The following is a 12,342-nucleotide window of genomic DNA, read 5'->3' as shown; positions in this document are numbered from 1 at the left end:
GGCACGCGGCAGGTCATGCGTGCGCCCCGGCCGGACGGCGCGGGGCTCCGCGGCGCCGCCCGTTCTCCCTGGTCCCGTGCAGCGCGAAGGCCGCGTTGACCAGGGCGACGTGGCTGAACGCCTGCGGGGTGTTGCCGAGTTGCCGGCGGACCGCCGGGTCCCACTCCTCCGCGAGCAGTCCCACGTCGTTGCGGACGTCCAGCACGCGTTCGAAGACGTCGCGCGCCTCGTGCCGCCGGCCGGTGAGCGCGAGGGCGTCCGCGAACCAGAACGAGCAGGCGAGGAAGGTGCCTTCGCCGCCGGTGAGGCCGTCCACGTCGTGCACCCCGTCGCCGCCGGTCGAGTAGCGGCGCAGGAAGCCGTCGTCGCCGAGCCTGCGCACGGCCTCGATGGTGCCCATCAGCCGGGGGTCGTCGGGGCGCAGGAAGCCGAGGCGCGGCAGGAGGAGTGCGGAGGCGTCGACGTGGCGGGTGCCGTAGTACTGCACGAAGGTGTTGCGCTCGTCGTCCCAGCCGAGCCGGCAGACCTCCTCGGCGATGTCCCGGCGCATCGCCCGCCAGCGTTCCGCCGATCCGCGCAGGCCGGCGACGCGGGCCATCCGCAGGGCGCGGTCGGCCGCGACCCAGGACATCACCTTGGAGTGGACGAAGTGGCGTCGCGGGCCGCGCACTTCCCAGAACCCGGCGTCGGGTTCGGTCCAGTGCCTGCCCAGGTAGTCCATGAAGGAGGCGAGCAGGGACCAGACGTGCGGGTCGATGGGCACGTCGGCGCGCATCGCCGAGTAGACGGTGTTGACGACTTCTCCGTACACGTCCAGCTGGAGCTGTCCGACGGCGGCGTTGCCGAAGCGCACCGGCTGCGAGCCCTCGTAGCCGGCGAGCCATTCGGCGCTGCTCTCGACGAGCCGGCGCTGGCCGCCGACGCCGTACAGCGGCTGCAGGTCGGCCGGTTCCCCGGCGATCGCCCGGACCAGCCAGTCCTTCCAGGCGACGGCCTCCTCACGGTAGCCGCTGCGCAGCAGGCAGGAGAGGGTGAAGGTCGAGTCGCGCAGCCAGCAGAAGCGGTAGTCCCAGTTGCGTTCGCCGCCGATGTCCTCGGGGACGGACGAGGTGACGGCGGCGACGATGCCGCCCGTGGGGGCGTACGTCAGCGCCTTGAGCGTGATCAGGGAGCGCATGACGGCGTCGGAGAAGGGCCCGCGGTAGCGGCAGTTCGCGGCCCATCCGGTCCAGAACGCCAGGGTCTGCTCCAGGGCCTCGGCGGGGTCCGTCGTCATGTCCGGCGGGATGTGCGAGGGACTCCAGCCGAGGACGAAGGCGATCCGCGTCCCGGCCGCCACGGTGAACCGCGTCGAGGTGCAGCGTCTGCCCACGTCCGTGCCGAGGGTCCGGTCGGTGCGGAGGAACGCGGAGTCGGGGCCGGCGACGGCCGCCGCCGTCCGGGCGTCCGCGCTCCAGGTCCACGGCACGATCCGCCCGTTGTCGAAGCGCAGCCGCAGTTCGCTGCCCATCTCGACGCGGCCGGACAGTCCTTCGACGATGCGCACGACCAGGGGGCCGGAGCCGCGTGAGGGCATGAAGTCGGTCAGCCGCACCGCACCCGCGGTGGTCTCCCACACGGTGTCGAGGACGAGGGTGTCGCCGCGGTAGGCGCGGCGGGTGCACCGCCGGCGGTCGGGGGGCCCGATCCACCAGTGACCGTTCTCCTCGTCGCCGAGGAGGGCGGCGAAGCAGGCGGGGGAATCGAAGCGGGGCGCGCACATCCAGTCGATCGACCCGTCGGCGCCGACGAGGGCGGCTGTCTCCCGGTCACCAATGAGGGCGTAGTCCTCGATTCGCCCGGCCATAGCCGGAATTCTAGTCCTGTCGACACCCTCCGCGCCGCTCGGCGCGGGCGGGACCCGGCCCGCTTGACCCTCCGTGCGCGTCGGCAGCATCATGAAAACGGCCGAGTGCACCAGTCGGTGCACGGGCCGGCTCCGCCGGAGGCGATCGCCTTGGTCAGTCATCCGCTGCGCCGGGCCACGGACCGCGCCCCCGACCCGGCCGCGACCGCAGCCCCGGTCCCCGCTCCGTCGCGCCCTTCGGTCTCCCTCGTCGTCCCGGTGCGGGGCGACGCCCGCGGGGCGGCCTGGCTCCTGGGACAAGTGCCGGACTGCGTCGAGGAGATCGTCCTGGTCGGAGACGCGCGTGCGCTGGACCGCGTCCGGGTGCCCGCGGCGGTCGCGGCGTCCGTGCGCAGGGTCGAGCAGCCGGGGGCGCGGAAGGGCGACGTGCCGCACGCGGGGATGCTCGCCGCCTGCGGCGAGCGGTTGGTGCTCATCGCGTCCGACGGGAGCATGTCGCCGAAGGAGATCCCGCACTACGTGCACTATCTGGACAGCGGTTACGACTTCGTCAAGGGCTCGCGTTTCATCGCCGGCGGGTGCAGCGCGGGCTATCCGCTGGTCCGCAGGGCCGGGCACGTGCTGCTGCTGTTCGTGGCGCGCCGGCTGTACGGCCAGCGGCTGACCGATCTGTGGTACGGCTTCTGCGCCTTCCGGCGCGAGTTCGTCCCGGTGCTCGACCTGCGGCCGGACGGCGTGGAGCTGGGTGCGGAGATGGTCGTCCACGCGCTTCACTACGGGCTGCGGGTCACGGAGGTACCGGGGATGGAACACGCCCGTCCCCCGGAGGCGTTGCGGGCCGCGACCTTCCGCGACGGCACGCGGATCCTGCGCACGATGCTGCGCGAACGTCCCCGGAGCGGGCTGCCGCGCCTGCTGCGGCTGCTGCCGGCCCGGCCCGGGCGCTTTCCCGGCCGGAGCGCGCCGCACGGCGACGGCACCGTGCCGACGTCCGGCGACAGGGTGTGAGCGCCGCGGTCGCCCCCGGGTTCCCGGGGAAAGCGGCATCATTGACGCCCGGAAAACTATGGGTTTAGGCTGAATCACAGGCTTCTGTGCCGTACGCGGCCCTTCCTGCTCGGGCCCGGTACGGATCAGCGAGCGGTACGGGAAGAGGTTCGGATGCCTTCACAGCAGGTCAGCCGCCTTGCGGCGCCGCCGGTCCCGCACCCGCTGCGCCGGGTGTCCGACTGGCCCGCGCATCCTGCCCTCGCCACGCGCCGGCCGGCGGGGACGCATCCCGCACGGCGGGCCACCGACCGCCCGCCCCACGCCGCGCCGGACCGGCGCCCCGCCGCCCGCGGCCGGTGCGCGACGGCACGGCGCAGGCGCTCCCGTTCGGTCGCCGCGCGCTCCGCCGCAGGGCGCGGGTCCGACGACTCGGACGGCTGTCCAGACCCTGCCCCGGGCCGCACGACCCGCCTGTACGCCCCGGCCTACGGCGGGCACGGCCCCCGCACCACCCGGCACCACCGCCGCACCGGCGACGACCGCGGTCCGCGGCGATGCGCGGGGCCGGCACGACCCACCGGACCGTCAGGTCCCGCGCACCGGCGGGGTGGGCCGCATGTCCGTTGACCGTGCCGCCGCCCGGGTGCTGCTGCTGACCGGAACGCCTCTGGACGGCCCGGAGAGCCCCGGCACCGATCTCGCACGCGAACTGCTCTGCACCGTGCCGCACATCGAGTACGCGTGGTTCCGCCGCTGGTGGGGCAGGCCCCGGCGGGCGGACGACGCACCCGGCGGACAGAGCGTGTCCGTGGTCAGCCGCGAGGGCACACCGTCCGCCTCGGTCCGGCTCCAGATCCTCGCCGCGGCCCTGCTGGCGGCCCGGCGCACCGATCTGGTGCACGCCGTGCTGCCCGTCGGCCCCGGCTTCGCCGCCTTCTCCCGGACGTGGCCCCGGGTGGCGGGCCGCCGCCCGGTGCTGCACACCGTCCCCGCCGCGGTGGAGCCCGCCGATCTCGCCGGCTGCCGGCCGCTGGGGAGGACGGTCGCCCTGTCGGACGCGACCGCCCGGCAGTTGACGGCGGCCGGCTTCGGCGACGTGCGGGTGGTGAACCCCTCGATCCGGCTCGACCTGTGGCCGCTGCGGCGGCGGCAGGACCGCACGCCGCCCATGGTCCTCGCGATCGGCGACGGCGGCACGGAGGAGGCCATGCTGTCCGCCGGGGTCGCGGCGCGGGCGGGCGCCCAGTTCCAGCTGGTGCTCGCGCTCACGGGGGACGGTCCGGGCGGCCGGCAGCCCGAGGACCTGCTGCGCGGCATCGCGGCCCGGGAGGGGCTGCTGGACATGGAGGTCCTGCGGTGCATCGGGGACCTCCCCGGGCTGCTCGCCGCGGCGGACGTGCTGCTGTACGTGCCGCGGCGGATGACGGGGCGGGCGGACGTGCCGCCGATGGTGCTGCGGGCGCTGGCGACGGGCCGGCCGGTGATCCTCAGCGATCTGCCGCAGTTCGCCGGGCTGAGCGACACGGTGCTGCGCACCCCGGCGGCCGACCCCCACCACACCGGTCATCTGCTGCGTCAGCTGCTGGACCGTCCCTGGTGGTGGGACCGGATCGCGGAACGGGGGCGCACCACGGTCGCCGGCCGTTTCGGCTCCGACCGGTGTGCCGCCGCGTACACGCGCCTCTACCGCGAGCTGCTGGGCTGAGGCCCGGGCCGGCCGCGGCGCACCGCACGCAGCAGGACCATCCCGTCGTCCCCGTACTCGGGCAGGGTGGGGTCCTTGGGGACCCGGGTGAGGCGCAGCCGTTCGGTGTGGGGGGCGAAGGCGTCGCGCACGGCGGCGGCGTCGACCGGGAAGGCGGGCCAGACGGGGCCGGTGCCGATCCGGTAGCTCGGCATCCCGGCCATGAAGGCGGCGACGAGCAGCCCGCCGGGGTGGACCTGGCGGACGAAGTCACGGCACAGGCGGGCGAATTCCTCGCCGCTCTCGGTGACGCTCTCGGCGACGAACGTCATGGACGCGAGGCCGTAGGCGCCCTCCGGCGCGCCCGACAGGTCTCCCGCCACCACCCGCACCCGGGCCAGCGCCTGGTCGAGCCGGGGCGGCAGGGCGGGGTCGTGCTCGCGGCACAGCGCGTAGAAGGGCTCCCAGCTCGCGTCGGCCTGTCCGGAGAGCTGGGAGCGGAGGTACGCCCGTCCGGCCGCGCCCGGTTCCAGGGCGTCGATGCGGCGGCAGGCCGCGGCGGCCGACATCAGCGGATAGAGGTTGGGCCCGGCGCCGCACTCGACCGAGGCGGCGACGGAACCGGGGGGCAGGGTGCGGTAGAACGCGGCGTGATGGCGGATGACGGCCGCGTCGCACGGGTGCAGTGCGCGGTAGTTCTCCCGCAGGTAGTCGTGCACGGGCCAGCGGTCCCAGTCGGCGTCGGTGTTGCGCCGCGCGGCGACGGGCGGCGCGCGGCCGCCCGGGGGCTCCGGTCCGGGGCCGCTCACGGCAGGTGCCGGCGGGCCACGGAGCGTTCGGCCCGTACCGGTGCCAGGGGCTCGCCGTGGGGGCCGGAGAGCCGTTTGAGCGGGAAACGGTCGGTCAGCGCCGTGAGCACCTCGTTCAGTTCGTCGATCTCCTCGTCGGTGTTCAGGGCCGTCATCTGGATGCGGAAGCCCACCTGGTCGTGCGGTACCAGCGGATAGGCGGCGAGGGTGACGTAGATGCCGCGGTGCCACAGGAAGTCGCCGACGGCGTCGAGGTCGCTGTCGTCGCCGAGGGGGAGCTCGATGATCGGCAGTCCGTCCGTGTTCGGGGTGGCGAGGCCCAGCCCGCGTACGTGGTCCAGCACCCGGGCGGTCTTGCGGTAGAGGTCGGAGCGGAGTTCGTCGCCGCGCCGGTCGTTGACCTGCAGGCCGGCGAGCGCGGTCGCGAGGGACGCGGTGGGCGAGGGTCCGGAGTACAGATAGGGCGCGGCCGCCACCTTGAGATGGGCCTTGAGCGCCGGCGGGGCGGTCAGGAACGCCAGCAGCGAGGAGTACGCCTTGGAGAAGCCGGCGACCAGGATCACGTTCTCGTAGGACATGCCCAGATGCCGCACGATGCTGTTGCCCCTCGCGCCGTAGGGGGACGTCTCCTCGGCGTCCCGCTCGCCGATCACCCCGAAGCCGTGCGCGTCGTCGATGTACAGCAGTGCGTCGCGTTCGCGGCAGATGCGGGCCAGCGCCTGGAGGTCGGGGAGGTTGCCGGTCATGCTGTTGACGCCGTCGATGCAGACGAGCAGCGGGACGCCGCGTGGCGCCTCGGCGAGCAACTGCCGCAGTTCCTCTGGCCGTTCGGCGTGGAAGCGCATGACGGACGCGCCCTGGCCACGGGCCACCAGGCAGCCGTCGTACATGGTCCGGTGGGCCCTGGCGTCGACGAACACCTGGCCGCGGCCCGCGAGGACGGGGATGACGGACGCGTGGATGAGGGTGATCGTCGGCAGCAGCAGGGTGTCGGGCGCGCCGAGCAGGCCGGTGAGCCGCTCCTCGATCTCGGGGTAGAGACGGGGGTTGCCGATCAGGCGGGACCAGCTCGGGTGGGTGCCCCAGCGCCGGATCTGCGGTTCGACCGCGTCCATGATCTCGGGGTCCAGGTCGAGCCCGAGGTAGTTGCACGAGGCGAAGTCGATCAGCCACTGCCCCTCGCTGCGGATGCGCCGGCCCCGCACCTCGTCGATCACCGCGTCGCACATCCGGCTGGACTGCTGGAGCCTGGCCAGGTCGCGCCAGCGCTGTTCGCTGCGCACGCCGCTGCCGGCGGGCCGGCGGCCGCGGCCCCGGTGGCCCTGGCGGCCGGCGACCCGCGCGGACTGCCAGGTGTGCCCCTCGTCCAGGAAGCGCTGGGCCTCGGTGGCGGTCATGGGGTGCGCGAAGAGGAAGCCCTGTCCGAAGCGGCAGCCCATGGCGGACAGCAGGTCCCGCTGGCCGCCGTTCTCGATGCCCTCGGCGATGACCTGCAGCCCGAGCACGTCGGCGATGCGGACGATGCCCTCGACCAGGGCGACCTGCTGGCCGTCGGTGACGATGTCGTCGATGAAGGACTTGTCGACCTTCAGGACGTCGATGGGGAACTCGCGCAGATAGCTCAGCGACGAGAACCCGGTGCCGAAGTCGTCGATGGCGAGCTGCACCCCGAGACTCTTGAGGACCTGCATCGCGGCCCGGATCTGCTCGTTGCGCACCAGGACCGACTCCGTGAGCTCCAGCACCAGCGACCCGGGAGCGAGGCCGGAGGTCTCCAGGACGCGCCGCACGCCGTCGACGAACCCGGGGTCGGCGAACTGCCGCGGGGAGACGTTGACGTTGAGGTACAAGGGCGCGGAGCCGGGGCGCGCCCGCTGCCACCGGGCGACCTCGGTGGCGGCGCGCTCCAGCACCCAGGCGCCGAGCGGGGTGATGTGACCCGTCTCCTCGGCCAGGGAGATGAACTGGGCGGGCGGCACCAGTCCCCGCCTGCGGTGCGGCCAGCGGACGAGCGCCTCGAATCCGGCGACGGTGCCTCCGGCCAGTTCGACGATCGGCTGGTAGCGCAGGGCGAACGACTCCTCGCTGATCGCCGTGTCCATGCTGGCCTGCAGCTCGTGGCGTTCCACCATGCCGGTGTGGAGGTCGGGGCGGTAGCGGCGCCACTGCCGTTTGCCTGCGGTCTTCGCCGCGTACAGGGCGAGGTCGGCGTTGCGCAGCAGCTCCTCCGCCTGCGCCCCGTCCGCCGCGGTGGCGACACCGACGCAGGCCGAGACGCTGTGCGAGCCGTTGCCGAGCCGGAACGGGCGCCCGAGGGCGTGGACGACCTGTGCGGCGAGCACCTCGGCGTCGTACGGCTCCTTCACTCCTTCCATGAGCACGGCGAACTCGTCGCCGCCCAGCCGGGCGGCCGTGTCGCTGAGCCGGAGGGTGCCGGTGAGCCGCCGGGCGACGGCGACCAGGAGTTCGTCGCCGACGGAGTGTCCCATCATGTCGTTGACGACCTTGAAGTCGTCGAGGTCGACGAAGAGGACACAGGTCAGGGTGGCGTTGCGCTGGCCGCGCAGCAGGGCCCGTTCGATCCGCTCCAGCAGCAGGAGGCGGTTGGGCAGGCCGGTGAGCGCGTCGTGGAAGGCACGGTGGGTCAGCTCGCGTTCCAGCTGCCGCTGCTCGGTCACGTCGCGCAGGGTGAGCACGATGCCGTGCACGGTCTGCTCGTGACGGAGGTTGCTGCACCGGACCTCGACGTCGACCCCGGAGCCGTCGTTGCGCAGCACGCGCCAGTCGTCGTGGAGGTCGGGGGCGTCCGCCTGGCGGGCCCGGGCGAGGGTCCGCAGGGCACGCTCGCGGTCGCGGGCTTCGACGAGCCGGGTCAGCGGTGTGGCGTCGAAGGAGGTGCCGCCGAACATGCCGTCTGCGGAGGGGCTCGCGTACCGGACGGTGTTGTCGTCGTCCAGGATGAGGATGGCGTCCGAGGTGTTGTGCACCAGGGTGCGGAAGTACGCCTCGCTCTTGCGCCGGTTGATCTCCTCGCTGAGCCCGACGCGTTCCAGGGCGAGGGCGGCCTGGGAGGCGAGGGACTCGACGGCTCCGGCGAGGTCCCCGACCTCTTCCGAGGCGGCGAGCAGGAGGGCGCCGGTGACGTCGGACCGCGAGTCGGACGACTCGACCACGAGCGGGCACAGCAGCCCGGTGCGCAGCGGCGCCGCGGCGGCCGCGATCTCCGGACCCAGCTCGTCGACGGCGACGAGCCTCGTCCCCCGGGCCGGCAGGGCCGGCGGCTTCCCGTCCCCGTCGGCGCCCTCCTCCCCGGCGCGCGGCAGATGCCGGTGCCAGGTGCCGTCCTCGGCGGGGACCGGGCTCAGGCGCCCGCCGACGTCGACGAGGAGCAGCGCCTTGTGCTCGACGGGCCGGGTGAACAGGGCGCCGATGGCGGCGTGCACCGAGCGTGCGACGTCCTCGGGTGTGACGGCCCCCACGAGCGACGCGGCCGCGACCCGCAGCCCGCGCTCCCGGGTGACGGCCTTGCGGTGGTCGGTGACGAGTCCCCACAGCCGGGCCAGCACCAGCAGGAACATCACGGCGGAGAACGCGGCGGTGACGGCCGTGTCCTGAGCATTGCCCCGCAGCGACTGGAAGAGCAGCATCGCGGGGGCGACGAGGGAGGCGGCGGCCAGGACGGCGAGCCTGCGGTGGGCGATGCCCGGCGGCTGCTCGGGCGCCCGCTCGGTGAGTCTGACCATCGACGGGTGCAGGGCGGCGAGGCCCCAGGCGGTGAAGAAGACCACCCAGCCGAGGTCCATCCAGGTGCCCACCCGCCAGGTGCCCTCCAGCTGGAGGAGGCCGTAGACGACGTCGTTGGCGAGGATTCCGATGGTGCCGAGGGTGAGCAGCTGGACGGATCTGTCGCGCATCCCGCCGAGGGTGAGCAGGCGTACGAGCATGGCGAGGATGAGGACGTCGCCGAGCGGATAGGCGATGGTGATCGCCTTCTCGTACCAGCTCATCGAGCTGTCCTCGGACAGCGGGTGGATCAGGTGGACCCAGGAGAGCAGTGCGAGGCCGCTGGTGAGCAGCAGGGCGTCGAGGAGGCTGGCGATGTCGCGCGAGACGCAGCGGAACCGGATGAAGCCGAAGATCCCCGCGGCGAAGAGGGGATAGGTGATCAGGTAGAGCAGGTCGGCGACGGAGGGGAACGGGTTCTCCTGGTGGGTGAACGTCTCCAGGATGTTGTACGAGGTGTCACCGGCGGTGAAGGTGAAGTTGGCGGCCGCCAGGAGCAGCCAGGGCCAGCGCCGTGCGGGCCGGTTGACATGGATGCCCGCGAGGATGGCGACGACGCTGCCGAGACCGATGGCCGCCCAGGCCACGGTGTGCCGCTCGGGGACCGCCAGGTACACGATGGTCGGCGGGATGACGCACAGGACGTAGATCAGCATCATCCGCCGGTGGGCGGCGGGCGGATCGTCGCTGCCCGTGCGGAGGGCAGGGCGGTTCGCAGGACCGGGGCCGGGCGGCTTGTCGCGCGTTGGAGGCTGCTGCACAGTGCCCGCCCGGTGCGTCTCGACGCCAGTGAATGCCCGATTCCGTGACGATTCGGTCCTTTATGTACACTCTGCGCCTCCCGCCAAAGCAGGGCAAGGCGGGGCAGAGTGACCGAAAGGACCCGGTTCGGGCAGTCGGGCGCCGGGGCGGCGTCAGCGCAGCACGCCCGCGCCCTGGAGGTCGAAGTCGAGCGTGCGGCCCACCTCGCGAAGGGTTTCCTCCGCGGTGCGCCGGACATCGGCGGGGACGTCGCCGCGTTCCTCGACCAGGCCGTCGTAGATCGGTGCGTCAGCCCTGTCGGCGGAGCTCACTGTCGGTCCTTTCGTCGGTTGCAGGGTTCGCCCGACGGCACGGGGATCGCCCCCTGCCGTCAGAGCACCGGCGAGTGTACGGGGTCCCCACCTGCCCGCATGTCGGCGGCCCCCGCTTCCGCCCCGCACCCCGGGACCGCCCGGCGGCGGACGACCCCGGGCGCCGGGGGGGCGCACGGCCGCGGACGGGGCCGCCGCGCGCGCATCGGCCAGTGTGTGGCCGAAAGGCGACCGGCAGGGCCCCGGGCTCGGCCAATCACCTGTACCGGTGTCCGCGCGCTCCCTAGCATGTTCGTCCCAACGGCCGAATCTTTATCGACGCGGGTGAGGACTGGATGCAACGCGAGTCGTGGAGCCCCGACGCCATCGACACCAAGGTGCCGAGCGTGGCACGCATGTACGACTACTTCCTGGGGGGCGACGACAACTACCAGTCGGACCGTGAAGCCTGCGAGCAGCTGCTCCAGCAGGTGCCGAGCACCAAGGTCCTGGCCGTGAACAACCGCCGCTTCCTGCGGCGGGTGGTCCGCATGCTCGCCGCCGACTACGGCATACGCCAGTTCATCGACCACGGCTCCGGCCTCCCCACGCAGGACAACGTGCACCAGGTCGCCCAGGCCGTGGCCCCCGACTCACGGGTGGTCTACGTCGACAACGACCCGATCGTCCTCGCGCACGGGCGGGCGCTGCTCGACGAGAACGAGCGCACGGCGGTCATCCAGGCCGACATGCGCGACACCGAGGCCGTCTTCGGTCACGAGGAGACGAAGCGGCTGATCGATCTCAGCCGGCCCGTCGCCGCCCTGTTCGTCTCGGTGATGCACTGCATCCCGGACGCGGACGACCCGGCCGCGCTGGTCCGCCGCGTGGCCGAACGCCTCGCCCCGGGCAGCTTCCTGGTGGTGTGTCAGCTGGTCAGCGACCGGCCCGAGATCAGGGCCTTCGTGACCGACTTCATGGAGCAGGCGACGGGCGGCCACTGGGGCCGGGTGCGCGAGGAGCACGAGGTGACGCGCTTCTTCGACGGCCTGGAGATCCTGGAGCCGGGGCTGGTGGAGGTGTCCACCTGGCGTCCGGACACCGACCTCGCCCCCGTGCAGCAGACGGACGAGTGGATCGAGTGGGGCGGCGTCGCCCGGATCGTGTAGGACCCCGGATGCCGGTCCGGTGGCCGCCCGGGCGGGCGGCCACCGGACCGGCTTCTCGCTGTGCGGGTGCCGCGGCGGCGCTCAGCCGAGCGAGGAGAGGCGCTCCTCCAGCTTTTCCGTCGTCTCCTTGGGAGTGAGCGCGCAGGCGCCGAGGCGGTCCAGCATGTCCCGGTACTGCTCGACGGTCGCGGGCTTCTGGGAGAACGTGCTGTCGGTGAGGTGCTCGATGTAGACGGCGTCCTTGAGGTCGCCGAGGGCGAAGCGGAGATAGCTGACGCCCGTGCCCACGCCCACCGCGGCCGTCACGTCCAGCGGAGCGATCTGGAGGGTCACCCGGGGCGCCGCATCATCGCGAGGAGATGGACCAGCTGATCGCGCATCACCTGGGCCCCGCCGACCGAGCGCATCAGCACGGACTCGTCGATCACGGCCCACAGCCGCGGCGCGTCCGGCTGGTCCAGCTGCCGCTGCCGTTCCTGCCGCAGGTCCACCCGGCGCCGGATCTCGTGCGCCAGCAGATGGCCGGGCCCCGACTCGATGACCGCCCGCGTGTAGGCGGAGGTCTGGAGCAGTCCGGGGATGTAGAAGGGTTCATAGGTGCGGATGGTCGCGGCGGCGCCCTCGAGGGCGACCAGCGGCGTGAAGAAGTCGGAGAGCACGTCGCCGAACGACCGCCACCAGTCCGGTTGGCGCGACTGCTGCACCAGCCGCATGAACTCCGCGACGTCCTCCTCGTCCCGCACGCCGTAGAGACCGAGCAGCGCCTCGGCGTCGGAGGGCTTGCACCCGTGCCTGCCGAGTTCGATGCGGCTCGTCTTGGACCGCGAGAAGCCGAGCTTCTCGTCGACGTCGGCCGGGTCGAGGCCGGCGCCGGTCCGCAGTTCGCGCAACTTGCCGCCCAGGATGAGCTTCAGGGCGGTCGGGTTGCTCTCGACCGCCCCCAGCGGCCGGACGAACAGCGACGGACTCGGATCGGCGGCAGTCATCGCACACTCCTGCGGAGACTATG

At 73.1% G+C, this 12,342-nt stretch carries 7 protein-coding genes and 1 pseudogene; 3 read left to right on the top strand and 5 right to left on the bottom strand.

Annotated elements, in window-relative coordinates; translation table 11 throughout:
• Positions 1 to 13 precede the first annotated feature (13 nt).
• Positions 14 to 1,846, bottom strand: coding sequence for a glycoside hydrolase family 15 protein (locus EAO77_RS21430; protein ID WP_147989917.1), 1,833 nt, complete (start codon positions 1,844 to 1,846; stop codon positions 14 to 16).
• A gap of 150 nt (positions 1,847 to 1,996) precedes the next feature.
• On the opposite strand from EAO77_RS21430, the gene EAO77_RS21425 reads away from it, so the two are divergent.
• The gene (locus EAO77_RS21425) at positions 1,997 to 2,854 is read left to right on the top strand and encodes a glycosyltransferase family 2 protein (RefSeq protein WP_187283348.1); all 858 of its coding nucleotides are present in this window, start codon (positions 1,997 to 1,999) and stop codon (positions 2,852 to 2,854) included.
• A 598-nt stretch (positions 2,855 to 3,452) separates the two neighbouring features.
• Positions 3,453 to 4,541, top strand: a complete 1,089-nt coding sequence (locus EAO77_RS21420) for a glycosyltransferase (protein ID WP_147989916.1) — start codon at positions 3,453 to 3,455, stop codon at positions 4,539 to 4,541.
• Here EAO77_RS21420 and EAO77_RS21415 read toward each other — a convergent pair.
• The 3 genes from EAO77_RS21415 to EAO77_RS38765 form a co-directional block, all read right to left on the bottom strand.
• Positions 4,520 to 5,329, bottom strand: coding sequence for a class I SAM-dependent methyltransferase (locus tag EAO77_RS21415; protein WP_147989915.1), 810 nt, complete (start codon positions 5,327 to 5,329; stop codon positions 4,520 to 4,522). The two genes, EAO77_RS21420 and EAO77_RS21415, sit on opposite strands and share 22 nt — an antisense overlap.
• Positions 5,326 to 9,771, bottom strand: a complete 4,446-nt coding sequence (locus EAO77_RS21410) for an aminotransferase class I/II-fold pyridoxal phosphate-dependent enzyme (protein WP_261994083.1) — start codon at positions 9,769 to 9,771, stop codon at positions 5,326 to 5,328. The genes EAO77_RS21415 and EAO77_RS21410 overlap by 4 nt, the downstream gene beginning before the upstream one ends.
• Before the next feature lie 255 nt (positions 9,772 to 10,026).
• Positions 10,027 to 10,185: a hypothetical protein gene (locus EAO77_RS38765; RefSeq protein ID WP_187283347.1), complete on the bottom strand. Its 159-nt coding sequence runs from the start codon at positions 10,183 to 10,185 to the stop codon at positions 10,027 to 10,029.
• A gap of 335 nt (positions 10,186 to 10,520) precedes the next feature.
• Here EAO77_RS38765 and EAO77_RS21405 point away from each other — a divergent pair, with 335 nt between their 5' ends.
• Complete coding sequence (locus tag EAO77_RS21405; protein WP_147989914.1) at positions 10,521 to 11,333, top strand: SAM-dependent methyltransferase; 813 nt, start codon at positions 10,521 to 10,523, stop codon at positions 11,331 to 11,333.
• Positions 11,334 to 11,414: 81 nt separating this feature from the next.
• Here the strand turns inward: EAO77_RS21405 and EAO77_RS21400 are convergent.
• Positions 11,415 to 12,319: pseudogene (locus tag EAO77_RS21400) on the bottom strand (helix-turn-helix domain-containing protein).
• Positions 12,320 to 12,342 lie beyond the last annotated feature (23 nt).

The sequence above is a fragment of the Streptomyces sp. T39 genome (genome assembly GCF_008042045.1).
GTDB lineage: Bacteria > Actinomycetota > Actinomycetes > Streptomycetales > Streptomycetaceae > Streptomyces.
The sequence above is the reverse complement of the archived record's forward strand: the minus strand, read 5'-3'. Positions and strand labels throughout refer to the sequence as shown.

What these genes read in the sequence shown, in the direction of transcription:
- EAO77_RS21430 (WP_147989917.1), bottom strand. Translation starts at nt 1,846, where the DNA reads ATGGCCGGGCGAATCGAGGACTACGCCCTCATTGGTGACCGGGAGACA.
- EAO77_RS21405 (WP_147989914.1), top strand. Translation starts at nt 10,521, where the DNA reads ATGCAACGCGAGTCGTGGAGCCCCGACGCCATCGACACCAAGGTGCCG.
- EAO77_RS21410 (WP_261994083.1), bottom strand. Translation starts at nt 9,771, where the DNA reads ATGATGCTGATCTACGTCCTGTGCGTCATCCCGCCGACCATCGTGTAC.
- EAO77_RS21420 (WP_147989916.1), top strand. Translation starts at nt 3,453, where the DNA reads ATGTCCGTTGACCGTGCCGCCGCCCGGGTGCTGCTGCTGACCGGAACG.